The 22,104-nt window shown below is 68.4% G+C and carries 20 protein-coding genes; 5 read left to right on the top strand and 15 right to left on the bottom strand.

The window, feature by feature from the left end:
* Nucleotide 1: 1 nt before the first annotated feature.
* From J2851_RS17295 to J2851_RS17275, 5 genes are all read right to left on the bottom strand, one after another.
* Entirely contained in the window at nucleotides 2-766 is a 765-nt protein-coding gene (locus J2851_RS17295) for an amino acid ABC transporter ATP-binding protein (RefSeq protein ID WP_209767631.1), read from the bottom strand.
* 20 nt (nucleotides 767-786) lie between these two features.
* On the bottom strand, nucleotides 787-1,449 hold the full coding sequence (locus J2851_RS17290) for an amino acid ABC transporter permease (protein ID WP_209767630.1): 663 nt from the start codon (nucleotides 1,447-1,449) through the stop codon (nucleotides 787-789).
* Nucleotides 1,450-1,518: 69 nt separating this feature from the next.
* A complete protein-coding gene (locus J2851_RS17285; protein ID WP_209767629.1) occupies nucleotides 1,519-2,376 on the bottom strand; it encodes a transporter substrate-binding domain-containing protein in 858 nt (285 codons plus the stop codon).
* Between the two features lie 91 nt (nucleotides 2,377-2,467).
* Nucleotides 2,468-3,367, bottom strand: a complete 900-nt coding sequence (gene dapA / locus J2851_RS17280) for a 4-hydroxy-tetrahydrodipicolinate synthase (RefSeq protein WP_209767628.1) — start codon at nucleotides 3,365-3,367, stop codon at nucleotides 2,468-2,470.
* 331 nt (nucleotides 3,368-3,698) lie between these two features.
* Nucleotides 3,699-4,862: an alpha-hydroxy acid oxidase gene (locus J2851_RS17275; protein ID WP_209767627.1), complete on the bottom strand. Its 1,164-nt coding sequence runs from the start codon at nucleotides 4,860-4,862 to the stop codon at nucleotides 3,699-3,701.
* A gap of 102 nt (nucleotides 4,863-4,964) precedes the next feature.
* Between J2851_RS17275 and J2851_RS17270 the strand changes: the two genes are divergently transcribed.
* Together J2851_RS17270 and J2851_RS17265 are read left to right on the top strand one after the other, a co-directional pair.
* Nucleotides 4,965-6,383 carry an FAD-binding oxidoreductase gene (locus J2851_RS17270; RefSeq protein ID WP_209767626.1) on the top strand — a complete coding sequence of 473 codons (1,419 nt, stop codon included), beginning with the start codon at nucleotides 4,965-4,967 and terminating at the stop codon, nucleotides 6,381-6,383.
* 95 nt (nucleotides 6,384-6,478) lie between these two features.
* On the top strand, nucleotides 6,479-7,102 hold the full coding sequence (locus J2851_RS17265) for a helix-turn-helix domain-containing protein (RefSeq protein WP_246500732.1): 624 nt from the start codon (nucleotides 6,479-6,481) through the stop codon (nucleotides 7,100-7,102).
* A 19-nt stretch (nucleotides 7,103-7,121) separates the two neighbouring features.
* Here the strand turns inward: J2851_RS17265 and J2851_RS17260 are convergent, their stop codons facing one another.
* From J2851_RS17260 to J2851_RS17240, 5 genes are all read right to left on the bottom strand, one after another.
* Nucleotides 7,122-7,952: an IclR family transcriptional regulator gene (locus tag J2851_RS17260; RefSeq protein WP_209767624.1), complete on the bottom strand. Its 831-nt coding sequence runs from the start codon at nucleotides 7,950-7,952 to the stop codon at nucleotides 7,122-7,124.
* A 120-nt stretch (nucleotides 7,953-8,072) separates the two neighbouring features.
* Nucleotides 8,073-9,221 carry a galactonate dehydratase gene (gene dgoD, locus J2851_RS17255; RefSeq protein WP_209767623.1) on the bottom strand — a complete coding sequence of 383 codons (1,149 nt, stop codon included), beginning with the start codon at nucleotides 9,219-9,221 and terminating at the stop codon, nucleotides 8,073-8,075.
* 30 nt (nucleotides 9,222-9,251) lie between these two features.
* The gene (locus tag J2851_RS17250) at nucleotides 9,252-9,893 is read right to left on the bottom strand and encodes a bifunctional 4-hydroxy-2-oxoglutarate aldolase/2-dehydro-3-deoxy-phosphogluconate aldolase (RefSeq protein ID WP_209767622.1); all 642 of its coding nucleotides are present in this window, start codon (nucleotides 9,891-9,893) and stop codon (nucleotides 9,252-9,254) included.
* Nucleotides 9,894-10,075: 182 nt separating this feature from the next.
* Nucleotides 10,076-11,377: an MFS transporter gene (locus tag J2851_RS17245; protein WP_209767621.1), complete on the bottom strand. Its 1,302-nt coding sequence runs from the start codon at nucleotides 11,375-11,377 to the stop codon at nucleotides 10,076-10,078.
* 29 nt (nucleotides 11,378-11,406) lie between these two features.
* Nucleotides 11,407-12,405 carry a 2-dehydro-3-deoxygalactonokinase gene (locus J2851_RS17240; protein ID WP_209767620.1) on the bottom strand — a complete coding sequence of 333 codons (999 nt, stop codon included), beginning with the start codon at nucleotides 12,403-12,405 and terminating at the stop codon, nucleotides 11,407-11,409.
* A 492-nt stretch (nucleotides 12,406-12,897) separates the two neighbouring features.
* On the opposite strand from J2851_RS17240, the gene J2851_RS17235 reads away from it, so the two are divergent.
* From J2851_RS17235 to J2851_RS17225, 3 genes are read left to right on the top strand one after another with little or no spacing between them, the layout of a single operon-like run.
* A complete protein-coding gene (locus tag J2851_RS17235) occupies nucleotides 12,898-13,746 on the top strand; it encodes a class I SAM-dependent methyltransferase (RefSeq protein ID WP_246500731.1) in 849 nt (282 codons plus the stop codon).
* 12 nt (nucleotides 13,747-13,758) lie between these two features.
* The gene (locus J2851_RS17230) at nucleotides 13,759-15,285 is read left to right on the top strand and encodes an exopolysaccharide biosynthesis polyprenyl glycosylphosphotransferase (protein WP_209767619.1); all 1,527 of its coding nucleotides are present in this window, start codon (nucleotides 13,759-13,761) and stop codon (nucleotides 15,283-15,285) included.
* Nucleotides 15,286-15,320: 35 nt separating this feature from the next.
* Nucleotides 15,321-16,280, top strand: a complete 960-nt coding sequence (locus tag J2851_RS17225) for a glycoside hydrolase family 18 protein (protein ID WP_209767618.1) — start codon at nucleotides 15,321-15,323, stop codon at nucleotides 16,278-16,280.
* A gap of 1 nt (nucleotide 16,281) precedes the next feature.
* On the opposite strand, the gene J2851_RS17220 is transcribed toward J2851_RS17225, so the two are convergent.
* Genes J2851_RS17220 through J2851_RS35830 form a run of 5 tightly spaced genes read right to left on the bottom strand, consistent with a single transcriptional unit; the run spans nucleotide 16,282 to nucleotide 22,066 of the window.
* A complete protein-coding gene (locus J2851_RS17220) occupies nucleotides 16,282-17,196 on the bottom strand; it encodes an FkbM family methyltransferase (RefSeq protein ID WP_209767617.1) in 915 nt (304 codons plus the stop codon).
* Between the two features lie 7 nt (nucleotides 17,197-17,203).
* Nucleotides 17,204-18,508 (bottom strand): hypothetical protein, encoded by a 1,305-nt coding sequence (locus J2851_RS17215; RefSeq protein ID WP_209767616.1) that lies wholly within the window; start codon nucleotides 18,506-18,508, stop codon nucleotides 17,204-17,206.
* Nucleotides 18,505-19,338: a WecB/TagA/CpsF family glycosyltransferase gene (locus J2851_RS17210; protein ID WP_209767615.1), complete on the bottom strand. Its 834-nt coding sequence runs from the start codon at nucleotides 19,336-19,338 to the stop codon at nucleotides 18,505-18,507. The genes J2851_RS17215 and J2851_RS17210 overlap by 4 nt, the downstream gene beginning before the upstream one ends.
* A complete protein-coding gene (locus J2851_RS17205) occupies nucleotides 19,335-20,060 on the bottom strand; it encodes a polysaccharide biosynthesis/export family protein (protein WP_209767614.1) in 726 nt (241 codons plus the stop codon). Before J2851_RS17205 ends, J2851_RS17210 begins: the two co-directional genes overlap by 4 nt.
* Nucleotides 20,051-22,066: a GumC family protein gene (locus J2851_RS35830; protein ID WP_246500730.1), complete on the bottom strand. Its 2,016-nt coding sequence runs from the start codon at nucleotides 22,064-22,066 to the stop codon at nucleotides 20,051-20,053. The genes J2851_RS17205 and J2851_RS35830 overlap by 10 nt, the downstream gene beginning before the upstream one ends.
* Nucleotides 22,067-22,104 lie beyond the last annotated feature (38 nt).

Raw genomic sequence — 22,104 nt, 5'->3', positions numbered from 1 at the left:
CTCAGTTCCGCGTGTGGAAGTGGCTGAGGAAGGAGCGGGTGGCCTCCTGGCGCGGGTTGTCGATGACCTCCCGCGCCGGTCCTTCCTCCACGATCACGCCGTCGCGCATGAAGACGACACGGTCGGCAACCTCCCGCGCGAAGGCAATCTCGTGGGTGACGATGATCATCGTCATGCCCTCCGCCGCGAGGTCGCGCATCACCGATAGCACCTCCGACACCAGTTCGGGGTCGAGCGCGGAGGTGGCCTCGTCGAACAGCATGACCTCCGGCTCCATGGCGAGCGCCCGCGCGATGGCGACGCGCTGCTTCTGTCCGCCGGACAGCCGGTTGGGGAAGGCGTCCGCCTTGTCGGCGAGGCCGACCTTGGCGAGAAGCCGGCGCGCGATCGCCTCGGCCTCCCCCTTGTGCATGTTCTTGGCGGAGACGGGGCCTTCCATGACGTTCTGGAGGACCGTCATGTGCGGGAACAGGTTGAAGTGCTGGAACACCATCCCGGTGTTGGAGCGGAACTTCGCCTGCGCCTTCGGCTTGGGCATCGCCTTGGCGCCGTCGAAGTCGAAGGCGTCGGACCCGATGCGGATGCGCCCGCCGTTCGGGACGACCAGCAGGTTCAGGCAGCGCAGCAGCGTGGATTTGCCCGACCCCGACGGGCCGATCAGCGCGACCACCGCGCCCGGGTCGATCTTCAGGTTGATGTCGCGCAGGACGACATGGTCGCCGAACTGCTTCTTCAGCGCCGCGACTTCAATCTTGGGGGTGTTCATGGCGACCTCGACTGCTGCACTCAGTGGCTGACCTGGAGTTTCCGCTCCGCCCGCTTCACGACGGCGGTGAGGGGGACCAGCACGACGAAGTAGATCAGGGCGACGATCGAATAGACCTCCAGCGGGCGGAAGGTGTCCGTCGCGGCGACCTGGCCCTGGTACAGCAGGTCGGGCACCGCCACCACCGACACCAGCGAGGTGTTCTTGAACTGGATGATCGACTGGTTCATCAGCGGCGGGATCATGCGCTTGACCGCCTGCGGCAGCACGATGCGCCGCATGACGCGCGCCGGCGTCATGCCGAGTGCCAGCCCGGCCTCCGTCTGGCCCGGCTCGATGGAGACGACGCCGCCGCGGATGACCTCCGCGTAGAAGGACCCGCCGTACAGCGACAGCGTCAGCACCGACGCGGTGACCGCGTCGATCTGGATGCCGACCAGGATCGGCAGCGCGTAGTAGAACCAGAGCAGCTGGACCAGCAGCGGCGTGCAGCGGAACAGCTCGATGTAGAGCCAGGACACCCAGCGCAGCACCGCGAAGCGCGACAGCTGGGCCAGACCGGCGATCAAGCCCAGCAACAGGCCGAGAACGATGATCCCGATGGTCAGGCCGATGGTGACCAGCGTGCCGTTCAGGAACAGCCAGCGATATCCCCAGAGGATGTCGTAGTTGAAGGTGTACATGCAGGGCCTGTGCGGAGTCTTCGGGCGCTGGCGGGACGAAAGGGCGGCTCGTCGGCCGCCCCCGCGCCATCAGAACGTGATGCCTTCGGGGATGTCGCTCATCGCGATGTCCACCTTGGCGAGGCTGTTCACCACCGCTTCCCGGATCAGGCCCAGGCCCTGGGCGTAGACGATCCAGGTGTTCACGAAGTCGCGCAGCGTCTTGTCCGGCTCGCGCCGGAAGGCGGCGTTGGAGGTCGAGCCGAACATCGGCTGCGGCACGACGACCTTGCCGAGGCCGGGGTCGCGCTTCACGGCGCGCACGCCGCCCATCCAGAAGATCGACTGCGCGTCGGCCCGGCCGCTGCGCACCGCCAGCGTTGCCTCGTCCAGCGACTTGAAGCGGATGATCTGCGCCTTCGGACACAGGCGGGAGGCGACCTGGTCGTGGGCCGACCCGACGTCCACGGCGATCTTCACCTCCGGCTTGTTCATGTCCGCCCAGGTCTTCGGCTCGAAGCCGGGCTTGGCGATCACGACCAGCGCGCTGTTGTAAATCGGGACCGAGAAATCGACCGCGAGCGCCCGTTTCGGCGTCGGGTTCATGCCGAACATGATGTCGATCTTGTTGGCCTGGAGGTCCAGGATGCCGTTGCCCCAGGTGGTCTCCACCACCTCAAGCGCGACGTCCATGTCGGTGGCGAGCGCCGACGCGATGTCCCAGAACTGGCCCGACCACTGGCCGGTGGACTGGTCCTTCATGATCCAGGGCGCGCCGGTGGCGACGCCGCCGATGCGCAGCTTCTTCGCCTTCAGAATCCGGTCGAAGCTGCCGCCGGCCTCCTGCGCCGCGGCCGGGGCTGCCGCCATGCCGGCCGCCGCAGTGCCGACCGCCGCCACCGCGGCGCCCATCCCCATCAGACCAGCCAGTTCCCTGCGATTGACCATCTCCGTCTCCCTTCCGTGTGTTGCCGTTCCTGTCGTCATCGAAGGGCCGCTTTTCGCGGCCGTTGGTCTTGGGCCGTTCCGGCCGCCACCCTCAAGCCAGGGCGATGGAGCGCGCGTGCGCGGCGACCGCCTCCAGCTTCGCGTTCGTCTCGGCGCTCGGCGGCAGCAGCGGCAGGCGCACGCCGCCCACCGGCATGCCGGCCAGCGCCATATAGGCTTTCAGCGGGCCGGGGTTGGTTTCCAGGAAGATCGAGTTCACCACCGGGTCGATCTGCGCCTGAACCTCCAGCGCCTCGGTGAGCTTGCCGGCGCGCGCCAGCGCGAAAATGCGCAGCCAGATCTTCGGGTAGATGGTGGCGGACGCCAGCACGCCGCCGCGGGCGCCCAGCGCGACGTGGGTGGCGAACAGCGGCTCCTCGCCGCTCAGCACCGCGATCTTGTCGCCGGCCAGCTTGATGGTCTTGATGAACTCCGGCATGTCGTAGGAGGAGAACTTCATGCCGATGATCGAGCCGTCCTCCGCCATCGCCTGCACGGCTTCGGCGGTCGCCGACACCGTCGTGCGGCGCGGGATCTGGTACAGCATCACCGGAAGATCGACCGCGTCGCGGTAGGCCTTGAAATAGGCGCGCATCCCGTCCTGGGTGCCCGGCGCGTAATAGGGCGTGACCGTCATCACGGCCGCCGCACCGGCCTGGGCGAAGTCCCGGCCGGCCTCGACCGCGTCGTGGAAGCCGGTGGAGAGCACGCCGGGGATGACGGGCTTGTCCCCCGCCTCCTCCACGCAGGTCGCCACGATCAGCTTGCGCTCGTCCCGCGACAGGGCCGGATACTCGCCGGTGCCGCCGATCGGCACGACGCCCGACGCCCCGGCGTCCAGCTGGTGCCGAACGAGGCGCTTCAGCCCGGCGACGTCGACGGAGCCGTCGCCCGTCAGCGGCGTGACGATCGCGCTGAAAAGGCCGCTGATCTCCGTTTGGGTGAGTTCCATAAAGTGTCCTCGCATGGCGTTGTCGTGTGGCGTTGCCGTGTGAATGTGCCGGGCAGCGGGCAGGATGTTCCGGGTCGCCCTGGGTAGGGTCGGGCGCGGAACCCAAGTAATCTCAAAGAACAGCCTGGGCCAAACGCCAGGAGGTCGGCCCGAAAAACGCCGATTCTTTAAAGTGAAAGCGCTCTTTTGAAAGCGTTGGGGTACAGCGCCTCTGTGCCTGGGAACTTCACCTCCCTTCCACAGGACGCAATGTGAACCCATTTTTCCGTATCATGCAATATCAAATCGTATCATCGTAAAACAAATATGATACGACAACCATTGGGCGCGATCATCCGCGGGCCGGCACGACCGTCCCGACGATGTCGGGGATCGACGGCGCGCCGAGGAATCCCATGGTGGTCAGCAACTCGCGCCGAAAAATGTCCAGCACGGCGCCGGCCCCCTCCGCCCCGCCGATGGCGAGCCCGTACAGCACCGAGCGGCCGAGCAGCACGCCCTGCGCGCCCATGCCGATGTATTTCGCCACGTGGCTGCCGCGGCGCACCCCGCCGTCCGCCAGGACCGTCAGCCGGTGGCCGACGCGGTCGACGATCTCCGGCAGGCAGGTCGCGGGGGTCGCGGCCCCGTCCAGGTTGCGGGCGCCGTGATTGGACACGACGATGCCGTCCACGCCCAGTTCCGCCGCCCGCACCGCGTCGTCCGCGCGCAAAACGCCCTTCAGTATCAGCTGCCCTTTCCAGGCCGACCGCAGAGTCCGCACATCCTCCCAGCTGACGTCCTGGGCGAGGCTGATCTCGTCGGCCACGGCCACGCGGCCGAGCGCGGTGCGGAATTCATCCGGATAATGCGCGTAGGTCGGCACGCCGCCATTCCGCAGGTACTTTGCGAAAACAGTCACGAACCAGCGGGGGTGGGCGACGCAGTCGAGCCCGGCGCGGAGGGACGGCTTGATCGGGATGCCGAAGCCGTTGCGGATGTTGTATTCCCGGTTGGGTGCCACCGCCGTGTCCACCGTCAGCACCAGCGCTTCCGCACCCGCCCGCTCGGCCCGCTTCACCAATTGGATCGCGCGGTCGCGGTTGCGCCAGACGTAGAGTTGGAACCACAGCCGCGCCCTGGATTCCTCCGCGATCCGCTCGACGGACGTGATGGATTGCGTGGACACGCAGAAGGGAATGCCGGCGGCGGCGGCGGCCTTCGCCAACTCCACCTCCCCGTCGTACCAGATCAGCCCGGCGATCGCGGTGGGCGCCACGACCAGCGGCAGCGGTTGGCGCGTGCCGAAGATCGACGTCGTCGCGTCCCGGTTGGAAATGTCCACGAGGACGCGCGGATTGAAGGTCACGCTGTCCAGGGACCGCTTGGCCTCGATAAGGCCCACCTCGTCCTCGGTGCCGCGCTCGATGTATTCGAACAGGCCGCGGGGCAGGCGGGATCGAGCCCGGTCCCTGGCCTCGGCGACGTTCAATATGGAGTGGGCACCAAGCCGCATGATCGATTTCGCTCCCGCCAATTTTTCATCTTCGGGAAAAACTTCTCGTATGCTAGACAGAGAAGGCAAAAATCGTCAACGCGGATCTTCGAGGACAAAACAATGCGTGACCCGCAAGCCTTGGTGACGTCGTTGCGCGCGCTCGTGGGGGAGCGCCATGTGGTGACCGCGGTCACGGACCTCGAACCGCTCGTCCACGACTGGCGCGGGCGCTACCAGGGCACGGCCTTGTGCGCGGTCTATCCGGCCGACACGGATGAGGTTTCGCGGGTCGTCCGCCTCTGCCGCGAGGCCGGGGCCAAGGTTGTTCCGCAGGGCGGCAACACGGGCATGTGCGGGGCGGCGACACCCTTCGGCGAGGACGAGGTGGTGCTGCGGCTGGACCGGCTGAACCGGGTCCGCCACATCAGCGCGCTCGACAACACCATGGTGGTGGAGGCCGGCTGCATCCTCGCCGACCTGCAAAACAAGGCGCAGGAGGTCGGGCGGCTGTTCCCGCTCAGCCTGGGTGCGGAGGGCAGCTGCCAGATCGGCGGCAACATCGCCACCAACGCCGGCGGCACCGCGGTGCTGCGCTACGGCCCGATGCGCGACCTCGTGATGGGCTTGGAGGTGGTGCTGCCCGACGGGTCGGTGATGAACGACCTCAAGCGCCTGCGCAAGGACAACAGCGGCTACGCCGTCCGCCACCTGTTCGTCGGGTCGGAAGGGACGCTCGGCATCATCACCGCGGCGACGCTGAAGCTGTTCCCGCCGCCTCAGGCCAGCGCCACCGCCATGACCGGTGCGGCCGACCTCGGCCAGGCGTTGGCGCTGCTGGCGCTGGTCCGCACCAAGCTGGGCGACCGGATCAGCGCCTACGAGGTCATGTCGCATTCGCAGATGCAGCTTGTGCTGGACCACATCCCGAACTGCACCCTGCCCTTCGACCGGTCCCACCCCTGGTACGTCCTGATCGAGGCGGAGGACAGCTTCGCCACCGTCGATCTGGCCTCCCTCCTCGAAGAATGCCTGGCGGACGGTTTCGAGCAGGGGCTGGTCGCCGACGCCGTGATCCCGAAGAGCGAGGCGCAGCGCGCCGCCCTCTGGCGTCTGCGCCATTCCGTGTCGGAGGCCAACAAGGTGTCGGGCATCAGCGCGTCCTACGACACGGTGGTCCCGCTCGACCGGCTGGCCGACTTCGCGGCGGACACGGTGGCGGGCGTGGCGAAGGCCTTTCCGCAGGCGCGCATCCTGTTCGTCGGCCATGTCGGCGACGGCAACCTGCACGCCATCGCCCATTTCGACAAGGACGCCTTCCCGTCGAAGGCGGAGTTCGAGGAGGCCGCCGCCGTCGTCAACGGCATCGTGGACGACGCGACGCTGAAATGCGATGGCTCGATCAGCGCCGAGCACGGCATCGGGAAAAGCAACCGCAAGCGGCTGGCGCAGTCGATCGATCCGGTCCGCTATGGGCTGATGCTGAAAATCAAGGCGACGATCGACCCCGAAAATATTATGAATCCCGGAAAAGTTCTCTGAATCGAGGTTCTTCGATGGCGCGCTCGGCTTTGAAGGCGAAGAACGTCAGAAGCAAATCAATCAAACCGGCCGCCGCAGTGATGGGCAGGGCCGTCATGGGCGGGATCGACGTCGCGGACGACGCCTACGACATGCCGGCCCTGGCCGATGGCGAGGTGGACCTGGGTGCGCGGCTGAAGGACCTTCGTAAGCGCAAGCGCTGGACGCTCCAGCAGGCGGCCGACCGCACCGGCGTGGGGCTGTCGACCCTGTCGAAGATCGAGCGGAACGAGCTGTCGCCGACCTTCTCCACGCTCCAGAAGATCGCGGCGGGGTTCGAGATGGATCCCGCGGCGATCATCGGCGGCCAGACGGCGGCCCCGGTGCTGCGCGTGCCCGGCCGGCGCGCGCTGACCCGGGCGGGCGAGGGACGCCCCTTCCCCACCGGCACCTGCAACAACGCCTGGCTGTGCCCCGACCTGACCCACAAGGTCATGACGCCGATCAAGACGACGATCGTCGCGCGGTCGATCGACGAGTATCCGGAATGGGCCCGGTACGAGGCGGAGATGTTCCTCTACGTCCTGTCGGGGACGGTCGTGATCCACAGCCAGATCTACGAGCCGCTGCGGCTGGGCGCCGGCGATTCCCTGTATTACGACGCCAGCACGCCGCACCTCTGGGTGTCCGAGGGCGACACCGATGCCGAGGTGCTGTGGGTCTACGCCAAGTACCAGTGATGCGGGGACGCCGCGGCGGTCACGGGTTCCCCTGGTCCGCCGCGCCCAGCGCGTGCGAAATCTTCCCCGCGACCTCGGCGACGACCGGGCCGAGGTCGAGCATGCGTTCGCGGGGCATGTAGAAGTTGACGCTGGCAATGCTGACGGCGGCCACGACCTCGCCGTTGACGTCGCGCACCGGCGCGCCGACGCAATGGATGCCCAGCTCGTTCTCCTCGCACTCCATGACCCAGCCTTGCCGCCGGTAGGCGCGCATGGAGTCCAGATAGTCGGGCCAGGGGAGCAGGCTCGGCTTTTCCGCCCCGGTCCGTTCCTTCAGCGCTTGAGCCTCGTCGTACAGCTCCCGCCAGCGCGCCTCCGACAGGCCGAGCATCAGGGCCTTGCCAACCCCGGTGGAAATCAGCGGCATGCGTTGGCCGATGCGGGAGCGCATCTCCAGCCCTTTGTCGCCTGAGAGCTTGTCGAGATAGAGGACGTGCGAGCCCTCCATCTGGCCGAGATGCACGGTGGCGCCGCAGGCGGTGACCAGAGCCTCCAGGAAGGGGCGCGCGATCTGGGTCAGCGGCCGCTGCTCCCGCGCGCGGGTGCCGAGATAGATCAGCTTGTAGCCAAGCGTGTAGCCCTGGTAGGGCACGTGGTGCAGGTACCCCTCGGCCACGAGGTTGCTCAGCACCCGGTGGAGCGTGCTGCGCGGTACGCCGAGCCGTTCGGACAACCCCTTCACGTCCCCGATGCCCTGGGCGACGAGTTCCAGCAGCGTCAGCCCGCGCACCAGCGTCTGCGCTCCGCTCGCGCCCTTGGCACCGTCGTTCGGTTCAGCGTCGTTCAGGCGGGGCGATGGCGACTTCAAGCGTGGCTCCGTGCTCCCGGCGATCCCTTGTTGAGTGTCCACCGCAAGGCTTCGCCGGACGCCGCGCGGTGACGGCGCACCATAGCCGATTTTCGGATCCGGATGACCGCTTTGTTGACCTCACCATTCCGCGACGGTGCCGTCGTGCAGGCGCCAGATCGGATTGCGCCAGTCCGGCGCGTCCTTGCTGCGCGCGATCACCAGTTCCTCGTCCACCTCAACACCAAGGCCGGGCTTGTCGGAGGGGTAGAAGTAGCCGCCGTCGATCTTGAAGTCGTCCTTGTTCAGGACATAGTCGAACAGCTCGGCCCCCTGGTTGTAGTGGATGCCCATGCTCTGTTCCTGGAAGACGGCGTTGCGCGACACGAAGTCCACCGCCAGGCAAGAGGCCAGCGCCAGCGGCCCCAACGGGCAATGGGGCGCCAGCGCGACGTCGTAAGCCTCCGCCATGCCGGCGATTTTCACGCATTCGGTGATGCCGCCCGCGTGGCTGAGGTCGGGCTGCAGGATGGAAATGCCGCCCTCCGCGAACACCCGCTTGAAGTCGAAGCGGGAGAACATGCGCTCCCCCGCGGCCAGCGGGATGTGCGTCTGGGCGGCGAGGCGCGCGTAATGTTCCGACTGCTCGGCCAGCACCGGCTCCTCGATGAAGAGGGGGCGGAAGGGCTCCAGCTCGTGGATCAGCACCTTGGCCATGGGTGCGGCGACGCGTCCGTGGAAGTCCAGGCCGAACTCGATGGAATCGCCGAAGGCCTCGCGGATCTCGGCCACCACCGCCACGGCGGCGTCCACTTTCCGCGAGGTGTCGATGGTGCCCATCTCCTCGCAGCCGTTCAGCTTGAAGGTGTCGAAGCCGATCTGCTGGAGCATCCGGATGCCGTCGATCACCTCGGCCGGGCGGTCGCCGCCGACCCAGGAATAGGCCTTGATCCGGTCGCGCACCAGCCCGCCGAGCAGTTGGTAGACCGGCGCGCCCAGCGCCTTGCCCTTGATGTCCCACAACGCCTGGTCGATGCCGGCGATGGCCGACATCAGGATCGGGCCGCCGCGGTAGAAGCCGCCGCGGTACAGCACCTGCCAGATATCGTTGATGCGCGCCGGGTCCTTGCCGACGACGTATTCCGACAGCTCGTGCACGGCGGCCTCGACGCTGCGGGCGCGCCCTTCGATGACCGGTTCGCCCCAGCCGGTGATCCCTTCGTCGGTCTCGACCTTCAGGAACATCCAGCGCGGCGGCAGGCGGTAGGTTGTGAGCTTGGTGATTTTCATTTTCTTGATTCTGCCCGGCAGAGTGTTCGGTCAGCGGCCGGCCTTGAAGGCGGCGATGAACTTGCGCGCTTCCTCGGCAAGCTCGTCCCAGCGCTGGCCGGCGATGAGGTCCTTGCGCATCAGGCTGCCGCCGACGCCGGCGGCGAAGGCGCCGGCCTTGGCGAAGGCGCCGATGTTGTCCAGCCCGACGCCGCCGACCGGGATCAGGGCCGCCTCGTCGAACGGCCCGCGCAAGTCCTTCAGGTAGGCGGGGCCGAGGCCGCTGGCCGGGAACAGCTTCAGCAGGTCGACGCCCAGCCGGTGCGCCCGCACGACCTCCGACGGGGTCGTCACTGACGGAATCATCAGGCGCTGGCGCTCGTGCACCGCCTGGATGACCTCCGGGTCGAAGTTCGGGGCGAGCGCGAAGTCCGCCCCGGCGTCGAGCGCGAGGTACGCGGAGACCGGGTTGATCACCGTGCCGGCGCCCACCTTCATGCGGGTGCCGAACTCCGCCTTCACCGCGCGGATGCCGTCATAGACGGACAGGCTGTTGCAGGTGATTTCGAACACCCGGATGCCGCCCTCATACAGCGCCCGAGCCACGGGCACCACATCCGCCGGGGCAAGACCCCGCGCGATGGCGATCACACCCGTGTCGTCGATGGCTTGGATGACCTGATGCTTCAGCATGTCTTCCGTCCTTTGGTCGATGCCATACCAGCCCGCAGTGCCGTCTAGCCCTCTCCCCCTGGGGAGAGGGTGGCCCGAAGGGCCGGTGAGGGGGTCCCGCGACTTTGATATGTCCGGCAAAAGCACGACCCCCTCACCCTAACCCTCTCCCCAGGGGGGAGAGGGGATTTAAAGCGCCCCGGTCAGGCTTTCGCCTCGATCGGCTTGTTGACGATGAACCAGTAGCAGAGCGCCGCGCAGGCCGCGATCACGCCGCCGCTGACGAAGGCCAGCGCGTAGGAGCCGGTGCTGTCCGCGATCATGCCGGTAACCAGCGGCGACAGCGAGCCGGCGAAGTAACCGCCGAAGTTCTGGATGCCGCCGACCGAGCCGACCATGGAGCGCGGGGCGACGTCGCCCGGCAGAGCCCAGCCGTTGGCCGACACCGCCGACAGCATGCCCATGCCGACCGTCAGCAGGACGAGCGTCGCGGTCAGGCCGGTGAAGAAGGGTGCCGCCACCAGGGCGACGCCGCCGAGCAGCGCGCAGACGGAGATGGTGGCGCGCTTGGCGACCAGAGGCTCCGCGATCTCGCGATCCACCAACCACTTGGAGACATAGCCGCCGAGGAACGCCCCGACAATGCCGCCGAAGAAGGGCACGCTGGCCAGATAGCCGACCGACGCCATGTTCACGTTCTGCGTCTTCAGCAGGTAGAGCGGCACGAAGTAGGTCAGGATGTTGAACATCCAGATGTAGCAGAACCAGCCCAGGATCATGCCCCAGACGCTGCGGTAGGCGAACAGGTCGCGCCAGCGGATGCCGTCGGGGGTGGCGCCCAGCTCCTCCGCCGTGCCGCCGCCGCCCTCCTTGATGTAGGCCAGCTCGTCGGCCGACAGCCACTTGGTCTTTTCCGGCTGCTTGTAGAAGGCGAGCAGCAGCAGGCCGAACAGGACGCCGAAGCCGCCGGCGATGTAGAACAGCGCACGCCAGCCGAAGGTGACCATCAGGAAGACGAGCAGCGGCGGCGCCACGGCCGGCCCCCACTTCGACGCGGCGTCCCAGATGCCGGTCGCCAGCGCACGCTCCTTCTTGGGGAACCAGGCGGCGGTGATCTTGGCCGCACTCGGCCAGCAGGGCGCCTCGGTGACGCCGAGGATGCCGCGGGCGAAGATCAGCCCGAGCTTGGAGGAGCAGGCGCCGGTCAGCATGGTGGCGCCGCTCCACAGGATGATGCTGAGCGAATAGACCTTCTTGGCGCCCAGCTTGTCGATCAGCCAGCCGGAGGGAAGCTGGAAGATGGCGTAGATCAGCGAGAACACCGTGCCGAGCAGGCCGATGTCGCTGTTGGTCAGGTTCAGTTCGGTCATCATCTCCGGCGCGGCGATGGACAGGGCCGTCCGGTCGATGAAGTTGACCATGCCGCCGATCAGCAGCAGGAAGACGATGATCCAACGCCGGCTGCGGGCGCCGGACGACACCGCGCCCACATCTTGGGAAACCATTCTTGTAAACCTCCCAAACTCTTGGTGCGTTACAGATTGATCAGGCCGCGCGTGCGCGCGATCTCGATCGCTCCGACGGCGGCGACGGAAGGCAGCCCGTCCGGAACGATCGTGATCGTGCCGGTGAAGGCGGGGTCGTTGCGCAGCAGGAGCGCGAAGGCGTCGCGCAGCATCGCCTTGCCGCCCACGATGATGGCTGTGCCGGGCTCCATGCCCAGCGACCGGCTGTGTCTCAGCGCTGTGATGTCGGACGCCAAAACGGCGCCCAGGATCAGGTTGGCACGCCCCTGCACATCCAGATCGCCGAACAGGTCGAGCAGACGGACCAGGAAGGCGCTCCGCCCCAGGCTCAGCGTCCGCCCGTATTCGGCGCCGCGCAGCAGCGCGTCCGGCACGATGCGGTCGGCGAAGCTGTGGGCGAGCGAGCTGGCGATCAGCGTGTTCTTCGTCAAAACGTCCAGCAGTTCGCCGGAGATCGTCGTGACGGAGCCGGCGATCCGCCCCTCCGCGTCCACCCGCACGAATTTCGAATGCGACCCCGGCAGGACGAGGACGGCCGGGCCGTCCACGCGCATCGCGTGGAGGACGCCGATGGTCTCCGTTTCCTCGCCACGCATGATGTCCATGGTGTCGGCAGTGTCGAGCGTGATGGGGCCGGCGTGGCTCTTGATGCCGGGGATGAACCAGATCGGCCGGTCGACGACGTCCGGCAGCTCGGCCGACCGCATGCCCTGCGCCAGCTCCGCCCGGCCGGCGGGGGCAAGCAGGTGGGGGATCTCGCACAGCCCGACGTTCGACGTGATCATGCCCGACGCCAGGAACAGCACGTCAGCGGTGCCGGACAGGCCGGCCCCGGACAGCGCCTCCGCGATGGCGTCCCGCACGCCCGTCTTCAGCGCGTCGGTGCTGCCGGTGATCGCGGTGTCGCGCACCCCGACCGGCCGACCGGCCTCCGCCAGGACGGCACCGTCCTTCCAGACCATCACGCGAGTGTTCGTGGTGCCCGTGTCGATCGTGGCGAAAAGCATCGAAAACCTCCCTCTGCGCACGCCGGGGGGTGGAGCCACGGCGTGTCGTTCGTTTTGAACCGGCCTTCTGGACTCGACAGGGTGCGTCGGACGGAGGCGGCGCGCCTCAGCTGTCTCACATACTGATTGGCAACGTCATAATGTGGATAGGGGTGGCGCGCGGAAATGTCAAATAATAACATTCAATCCCATATAGTGAGATATAATGGGCTTTTCTGCCGTCTCGCCGCCCTTGTGACCGACGTGTTGCCGGTGGAACCGTCCACCTGGCATCCTCTGCTGGACGCGGGACTCATGCGGAATGGGTCGCCGGCCGCATGGGAAACCAGACGTTGAATCGTGGAAATCAGCACGAAGATGTGATCGTTTTCGCTTGGAATTTTGCCGTGTGGCGGCAGACCGACTGCAACATTCGTCAACAAAAGTCGGCAAATCTTGTCACAACAGGGGATTTTAAGCCTTTATAAATAAGTATACGAATAGTGCTTCTTCATGACCATGCAACCGTCCTCCTCCGTCAGCGATCCGGTGCAGCAGTATGTCCGCGGTCACCACCGGCGGGTCGATGGCTGGCTGTCGCGCCTGGACGCCACCCTGATATCCTGCGTGGGCCAGTGGCAGAGCGCCGCCGGAGTGTCCGGCGCGGTGGGAGAGATCGGCGTTCACCATGGGCGGCTGTTCATCCTTCTGGCGCTGCTGCGCAATCCGGGCGAGCAGGCCTTCGCTATCGACCTGTTCGAGGACCAGCAGTTCAACGTCGACCAGTCGGGCCAGGGCGACGAGGCGGTCTTCCGCACCAACCTCGCGCGATTCGGCATCGATCCGGGCACCGTCGACATCGTCCGGGGGAACTCGCTGGCCCTGACCTGGGCCGGCCTGTCGGGCGGGCAGGCGCCGTCCGTGCGGCTGTTCAGCGTCGACGGCGGCCACACGGCGGAGATCACCCGGAACGACCTGACCATTGCCGACGACAGCCTGGGCGAGGGCGGCGTGATCGTGCTGGACGACTATTTCAACCCCGAGTTTCCCGCCGTGTCGGAAGGGATGTGCCGCTTCATGATGGAGCGTCCGCAATCCCTCGCCCCCTTCGCCATCGGCGACAACAAGCTGATGCTGGCGCGGCCCGGCTGGGCCGAACGCTACCGCGCCATGCTCGTCCAGACGGTGACGCCGCGCTACTTCGTGCGGGACACCGAGCTGTTCGGCACCCCCATCTCCGTCTTCCGCACGCCGCGAACGCTGATGCAGATCATTCGGCAGACCAACCTCACCCGCCGGCTCCGCTCCCACCCGCTGGGACAGGCGCTGAAGCCGATCGTCCGCCGCTTCGTGCAAGGCTGAAGGCGCCGACCCATGCTCGACGACGTGCAGACCCGCGATCCGGCCGGGCAGCGCGAGATGACGCCGCGTCAGGACGCATCGAATGCCGTCGGCACCGCGCCGCAAGGCCTCGCCTCCGCCCGCGCCGGACGGCTGCACTGGACCCATGGGCTGGTCAACCGGCTGGTGAAGGCGTCGGACGGCGCGTTGCTGACGCTTGCCGGGCTGACCGCCTGGGCGGTGGGGCTGGGCGACGGCGCCGGCCTGTCGCTGGTCCAGGCGATCATTGTCACGGCCATCACGATCGACGTCTATCTGCGCACCATGACGGCCATCGGCGCGTACCGCGTCGAGAATTACCGGCAGGGTCGCAAGGCGCTGTTCGACGCGATCGGCGGGCTCCTGCCCACGGGCCTCGTGCTCCTCCTGCTGGTCTGGGCGTTCCTGCCGCCGACGGACCGGCCGGACTGGGTCGCCCTGTGGGCCGGCGCGGCGGTCGCGTACCTGGCCGCCGGGCGGGCCGTGACGGCGCGGATGGTGCGCCGGCTGGAAGGCCGCGGATCGCTGCGGCGCAAGGTCGTCCTGTTCGGCGCGACCGACAGCGCGGAGCGGATGATCAAGCATCTGGCTCTGCCGGAACACCGGGCGAACTACGACGTGCTGGCGCTGTTCGACGACCGGGGGGCCGACCGCCGGCCGGAGTCGCTGGCCGGCATGCCCGTGGCCGGCGATCTGGTCGCCTTCAAGACCTTCCTTCAGAACAACCGCGTGGACATGATCGTCATCGCGCTGCCCTGGCGGGCGGCGCTGCGCATCCACAGCCTGTGCATGCAGCTGCAGATGATCTCCCTCGACATCCTGATCCCGCTGGACGAGGAGAACTTCAAGCTGCGGCTGGCCAGCGTGCGGCACATCGGGGACACGCCGGCGCTGCTGGTGATGCGGCAGCCGCTGCGCGGCATGCAGATCATCCTCAAGCGGATCGAGGACGTGGCGGTGGCCTCGCTCGGCCTGCTGGTCGCCTCGCCGGTCATGCTGGCCGCCGCCCTGGCGATCCGGCTGGAATCGCCGGGGCCGGTGATCTTCCGGCAGACGCGCGTCGGCTTCAACAACCGCCCCTTCACGATGCTGAAGTTCCGCACGATGACGGTGGATGACACGGACGACGGCGCCATGGGCACCCACCGCGACAACCCGCGGATCACGCGCATCGGCGCCATCCTTCGGCGGACGAGCATCGACGAGCTGCCGCAACTGTTCAACGTGCTGGCCGGCGACATGTCCGTCGTCGGTCCCCGTGCCCATGTGCCGAACATGCGCGTCGGCAACTATCGCTACGCGGAGGCCGTGCGCGAGTACGCGGCGCGCAGCCGCGTCAAGCCGGGGATCACCGGTTGGGCGCAGATCAACGGCATGCGCGGTGGTATCCATTCGATCGAGAAGGCCCGCGCCGGGGTCGACATGGACATCCACTACATCGAAAACTGGTCGCTATGGCTCGACGCAAAGATCATGGTCAGCACCCTCGCCACGGGTTTGTTCGGGCGCGACGTTTTCTAGCCTCCCTGCTGCTCGCATCGGCGGCGCTGCTCGGTGTGGACAAGGCGCAGGCGCAGGGCGTGCCGGCGCGCCCGCTGCTGGTCTACCACGACAGCTGGTACGAGCGCCCGGCGACCGGCCCGGCGGCCACCACGCTGGCGTCCCTGCCCTCCTACATGAACATGGTGGCGCTGTCCTTCGTGCGGCCGGATGCGGTCTATTGGGGTCGCCTCGACCTGTCCAAGACGGGGCTCCAGTACGGCTTTCCGGGCACGGTGCTGCGGGACGCCGTCGCGCTGCTGAAGCGGCGCCAGCCGGGCACGCGCGTGCTGCTCGCCGTCGGCGGCGCCAACTACAACAATTGGGACGCCCTCGACCTGGACGCCATCGTCCGGCTGGTCCGCGACCTGGGCGTGGACGGCGTGGACCTGGACTTCGAGCCGGAGTCGCCCGGCTGCGCCCTGCGGCCGCCGGGACGGATGCGCTGCCTGTCGGACGGTGCATGGCAGGATCTGGTCGGCCGCTTCCGCGCCGCCTTCCCGCGCCCCCTGTTGCTGACCGTCCCCGGTTGGAGCATCGGCGCCTATGGCGAGGGCGCCTGGCAGAACGCCCAGCCGCGCGGGCGCTACACCGGCTCCATGCTCAACCTGCTGCGCTCGCCCCAGGCGGCGGCGATCGACCTCGTCTCCGTCATGGCGTACGAGGCCGGCCCGACCTTCGATCCCTGGCAGGCCTACCAGGCCTACCGTCAGGTCTGGAGCGGGCCGCTCGCGCTGGGCGTTCAGGTCCCGCCGAGCCAGCTAGGCGGGCCGACCTACACGGTGCCTCTGGCCGAGAGGCTGGCCCGCCAGGTGGCCCAAGAGGCGCAGGCTGACGAACGCGCCGGTATGATGCTGTACCCGCTGCTCGGCCGCCCGCCCGATCCGATTGGGCCGGACAACCCGGATGGCCGCCTGCTGGCCCAGGCGCTGTGCCGTGGCCTGGGCCTCGCCGACTGCGACCAGCCGCTGCCCTAGATCAGACGGCGGTTTCGGCGGCCGCCCTCTCTGCGTCCGTCCCGGCGGCCTCGTGCATCGCGACCACGTTGCAGAAGTCGTCCGGCACCCGGTCGATCGGCACCAGCCGGCCGTCCTGCAACCGCCAGAATCGGTAGCCGAGTTCCTCCAGCCGGTCCCAGCAGGCGTCGGTGCGCTCCCCGCGGCGGTGCAGGATGGCGCTGTTGACCTCGAAGAGGATGGTCGGGTGCCAGCGCTCCAGGCTGCGCCGCGCGCCCTCCACCACCATCGGCTCGGCCCCCTCGACGTCCATCTTGATGCAGTCGATCCGCGGCAGCTTCAGCTCCTCCACCAGGCTGTCGAGCGTCACCGTCGCAACCTCCTCCCCCTCGCGGGTCGCGCTGTCGCCCAGCAGGGAGAAGGCCTGGAGGTCGCCGCCCGCGACGACGTGGTGCAGGACGGCCGTGCCGTTGCGGTCAGACAGCGCCTTGCGCACCAGATGCACCTTGGCGAAGCGGTTCAGCGCGACGTTGGCGGCGAGGCGGTCGGCGGCGGTCCGACCCGGCTCCACCGCCACCACGGTGCCCTCCGGCCCGGCGAGCCGCGCCGCCTTCAGCGTGTAGAGGCCGATGTTGGCGCCGGCGTCGATGAACACCGCGCCGGGGCGGACGAACTGCTGAAGCTCCCGCAGTTCCGGCTCCGACCAGTCGCGCAGCACGAAGGCGGTGACGGAGGTGTAGCGCAGGTCCGGCGGCACGCGCAGCCGCTCGCCGCCGGCGGTCAGGCTGAAGCGCGGGCTCTGCTTCATGGCGACGCAGCCGGCCCACAAGGCGGCGCGCGCCAGCACCGCGACGGGCTCCGCGCGGAAGCCCGGATGGGCGAGAAGACGGCGCAGGCGGCGGAAGAAGGCGGGTCGGGAGGGCGAAGCTGCGGTCATGGCCTGCTCACGTGAGGGGGCTTCGGGCTGAGTGCATTGGGCTGGGGGCATTAGGACGGCCGGCGGTGCGCCAATAGACGGCGAGCGCCATCACGCTGGCGACCTCGCCGGGCGTGAAGACGACGGAATAGACGGTGGAGGTGGCGAGCGCGTACAGGACGTAGTCGGCCAGCGCCTGCGCCATCGGGTCGCCGTCCCTGGCCGCCCGGCGGGCGGTGCGGAAGGCCGCGACGTAGAAGGCGGCGATCAGGACGGCGCCGATCACGCCGTATTCGAACACGACGCCGATCCAGCCGATGTCGGCCAGGTAGAACTGGCTGTTGCCCAGCAGGTCGGCCAGGGTCACGGTGCTGAAGCGGGTGATCGCGCCGACGCCCAGCAGCCAGCGCAGCGGCGTCACCTCCAGGAAGTCCAGCGCCAGCGCGATGGAGTTCTGCCGGATCGACAGGGACGCGCCGAGCAACTTCTCCACATGGTCGGCGAGCAGCCCGCTGTAGACGACCGCCAGCGCGATGGCGCCCAGCACGGCCGCAGCGACCGCCACGATTCGCCACCAGCCGCGCGCGGAGGTGAGCATCGCGAAGCCGGCCACCAGCACGACACCGCCCAGAACCGTGCGCTGCTTGTAGATCCAGACCATCAGCAGAAGGCCGATCAGGAACAGCGGCAGGGTCCACCATTCCCGGTACGCGCAGAACCGCCGCGTCAGGTACAGCAGGAACAGCACGCCGAAGAACATCGGCATGAAGATGCGGTAGCCGCGCTCGAAGTCGTACATCAGCAGCTTGCTTTTCAGCGGGTCGGTGGCGTAGGCCCCCAACGGCATCACCAGCCACAGCGCCAGCATGACGACGAAGGTGCCCGCACCCAGCACGACCAGCGCGCCGCGGATCTGCGGCAGCGTGGGCCGCAGCAGAACCAGCAGGGCGCTCAGCGAGAACACATAGGCGAAGGGCCAGACCTTGACGGTGGTCGCCAGCGCGTCCGTCAGCCCGTTGCCGAGCTGGACCATCGACACCGCCGGCGTGATCGCCACGAGGTAGGCGAGCAGCGCGACGCCGAGCGACGTGTGCGGAAGCTCGATCTGCGCCAGCGCGTAGACGGCCAACGGGATGGTCAGCACCGGCCACGCCTTCGACAGGGCGTAGAGCGGCGGCACGTCCACCATGTAATGGAAGGTCTGCCCGAACAGGGGCAGGACGACCAGAAGCAGCAGGGCGACCAGCGACCGTGGCAGGGCGCGGCGCGGGGCCGCCGCCCGGACCGGACGCAGGATGCGCCCGCGCCGCCTCGTCGCCAGGTCGATGATCACGGGCGCAGCACCGTCTTGGGCCGGGCCGTCTTGGGCCGGGCCGTCTTGGACCGTGTGCGCCCCAGCCGGTCCGCCCACCAGGACGACAGTGCGATGCCGATCAGCGGCAGCGAATCCACGAACACGCGCCGTGCGTGCCCCCGCGGGTTCAACGCCAGCCGGAACAACCATTCCAGGGCAAGCCGCCGGACCAGGGGCGGCGCCCGCTCCACCATCCCCGTGACGAACAGCAGGGAGCTGCCGACGCACAGGCCCACGCCCGTCGCCCGCCCGGTGTCCCGGATGGCCAGCGCCAGGCATTCGGACTGCGGCGCGCCGACCGCCAGGAAGACGTAGCGGGCGGGATGGTCGAGCACGAAGCGGACGCAGCGCTCCACCTCCCGCGGGTCGGCGGAGAAGCCCATGGGCGGTTCGTGCAGCGCCAGCCGCGTCAGGCCGAAGCGCGCATGCAGGCGCCGCACCAGCTCGTCGTTGCCGCCGATGACCGTGATGGGGTCGTCCGGCGTGATCTGGTGCGCGAAGAGGTGCGCCGTCAGATCGCTGCCCGGGGCGCTCGGCAGGCGGCGGCCGAACAGCAGGCGGACGAGCAGCCGCATGATCTGGCTGTCGCACAGCCGCAGCCACGCGGCGTCATAAGCCGCGCGGAAGGGTGCGTCGCCACGGTGCAGGCGCACCACATGCTGCGCGTTCGGCGTTACGACATAGGCGAAGGGAGCCTCCGGCGCGCGGCCGGCGATGGCCTCCGCAGCGCCGGCCACGTCCAGCCGGGCGATGCGGACGCCGAAGACCAAGTCCGCGGGGATGTCCTCCGTGGAAACCGCCGGCGTCATGGGAAGCTCGTCGAAACGCCGTGCGTGCGGCCGATGGTGTAGCTGAACACGCGCTCGAACGGCACGACGCGGTTGATGAACTGTTCCACCCAAAGGCCGGTTTCGGCGATGGAGCTGCGCGGCACGAACAGGATGTCGCCGGCGGCCATCGGCACATCGCCGACCGCCGTCCCCGTCTCGATGAAGTTGCGCAGGTCGATGGTGCGCAGCATCGGCTTGTTCTGCGGGTTGCGCCGGATCAGCACGACCTCCTCATACCGGGCCTCGCGGTCGAAGCCGCCGGCCAGCATGATCGCCTCCATGACGCCGACGCGGCCGTTCAGCAGGTAGGGGCCGGGGCGGGCGACGGAACCGCCGACATAGGCGCGGTTCGACGGCGTCTCGCGCAGGCCGACGCTGACCTGCGGGGCGCGCATCCAGCGCTTGGCCTTGGTCTCGATGAGGCCGGCGAGTTCGGTCGGGGTCAGGCCGGCGGCCTCCACCTGCCCGGCCATGCGCAGGCCGGCCGACCCGTCGGGGCCGATCATCACCTCCTCGTCCATGTCCGGGACGAGCGTGAACTTCACCTGGAAACGGTCTCCCGGCCCCAGGCGGTAGGCCGGAACGGCGTCCTCCCACCCGGCGAAGCCTTCCGGCATCGCCTGCTTCGGCGACAGGGACTGGCCGGTGCAGGCGCCCAGCGCCGCCACCGCCAGCAACAGAATGCAGCGCGTCACAGCCATCGGTAGATCACCTGCGGGATGTGGAAGTGCCGACCGGTCAGCACCAGCCCGACGATGTCGCCGCCGGACGCCAGGATGGAATCGCGCATCCGGGCGGCGACCGGGGCGCGGGTGTGCTCGGCGCGCGCGATCAGGATGTTGGCGTCGGCCATGGGCGACAGGCGGCGCGCAAGATGGCTGCTGCCGATCGGCGGCGACAGGATCAAAATCATGTCGAAGCGCTGGCGCAGCCGTTCCAGCATCTGGCGCGACTGGGCGATGGGCGTGCGCAGGCTGCCCAGCGCCGAATCCGGCGCCGCCTTGGACACCCACAGCAGCGGGACGGTGGACGGGACGGCGTCCAGCTCCGCCGCCAGCAGCGCGTCGGACGGGGCCAGCGCATCGCCCGCGGCCGGGTCGGCGGAGGCGTTGATCGCCATCAGCTGCCCGGTGCCGTCGCCGCACAGGTCGATGACCAGCGTGCGCAGGCCGCGGCCCTTGGCAAGCTCCAACGCCAAGCCGCGCGCCACCACCGCCTCCCCGTCGCCCTCGTTGGCGGTGACGAACTGGAGCAGCGACATCGGCCGCTCCCCCACGCCGTGGTCGAGCAGTTGGGCCGCGAGATGGATCAGCTCCTGCTGCGCGCCCGGGGAGGCCAGCTCTCCGGCCGTGTCGGCGAAGCTGGCGATGGCCGGCACGCCGAGGTCGCGCTCGATCTCGTGCGGCAGGATGTAGACCTGACGCAACCAAGTCGCGAGCACGCCGGCCGCCGCGCCCAGGAGGATGCCGCCGACGAGGCCGGCGATGATGAAGCTCGGTCCCATGCTCGTCCCGGTCGCGGGCGCGACGCCCGGCTGCACCACGCGGACGTTGGAGGTCCGCACCTTCGCGGCCTCCTCCTCGGCGCGGGCGGCCTCCGTGCGCTGGGCGTAGTCGCGGTAGATGCCCTCCAGGACGCCGCGCGTGCGCTCCAGGTCGTGCAGCTCGGTTTCCGCCTTGCGCAGGCGCCCGACCTTCTCCACCGCGATGGCGTGCTGGCGGTCCAGTTCGGCCAGCTGGCGCGCCACGGCGTCCTGTTCGATCTCCAGAGTCAGCAGGTGGTTGTTCAGGAAGGCGATGGTCGGGTTGCGCACCTCGCGCTGGGTGCTGAAGACCGGCTTTTCCGCCCCCTTCATCGACTGCCGCACCGTCTTGATCTTCTTCTCGATCTCCTGGAGCGGCGGGTAGTCCGGCAGGAACTGCGACGCCAGCCGGTCGCGTTCCAGCTCCAGGCGCAGCAGGACGTTGCGGTCGTCGTCGTTGTGCGTCTGGTTGCTCTGCTCCTTGAAGTCGAAGACCCGCTCCGGCAGGGCGGCCAGCCGCTTCCGGGCCGTGGACACCTCCGCCTGAAGCGCCGCCTGGCGTTCCTGGGTCTGGCGGCGGCGCTGGACGATGCTGTCCACCTGATTGGCGGCGAGGAGGATTTCCTGCCCCAGGTCGACGATCTCATACTCCGACTTCAGGCGCAGGATCTGCTCCTCGATGCTCTTCAGCTGGTCGGAATGGCGGGCCAGCTCCGATGCCAGGAAGGGCGAACGCGGGATGTCGAAGATCGCGCGGCGACGCTTCAGATAGGCGTCGGCGATGGCGTTGACGGTGTCCGCCGCAACGTCCGGGTTTTCGTGGCTGAAGCTCAGCCGGACGATGTTGGACGCGGATTGCTGCTCCACCCGCAGATGCCGTTTGAACAGGTCGATCGCCTTTTCCAGGCGGTCCTGCGCGTCGTCGGAGCGGAGCAGGCCGAACAGCCGCGGCCGCCCCAGCTCGGGAAACAGCACCGTGGGATCGACGACCTGCAGCGTGTCCTCGATGACCTTGCGGCTCTCCAGGATGCGGATTTCGCTGTCGACCGACTTCAACCCGTCGATGGACAGCACGGACGGAAGACTGCCGCCGACGTCCTGAAGCCCCGCGTGCTCGCGGTCGACCATCATCAGGATCAGGCTTTCCGCCGTGTATTGCGTGCGCGCGTAGGTTGCCGCGATCAAGCCCGCGACGACGGAAAGAAGAGCGACCGCCAGGATGA

Source organism: Azospirillum rugosum (genome assembly GCF_017876155.1).
Classification (GTDB): Bacteria; Pseudomonadota; Alphaproteobacteria; order Azospirillales; family Azospirillaceae; genus Azospirillum; species Azospirillum rugosum.
This window is presented reverse-complemented; position numbering and strand designations above follow the sequence as displayed.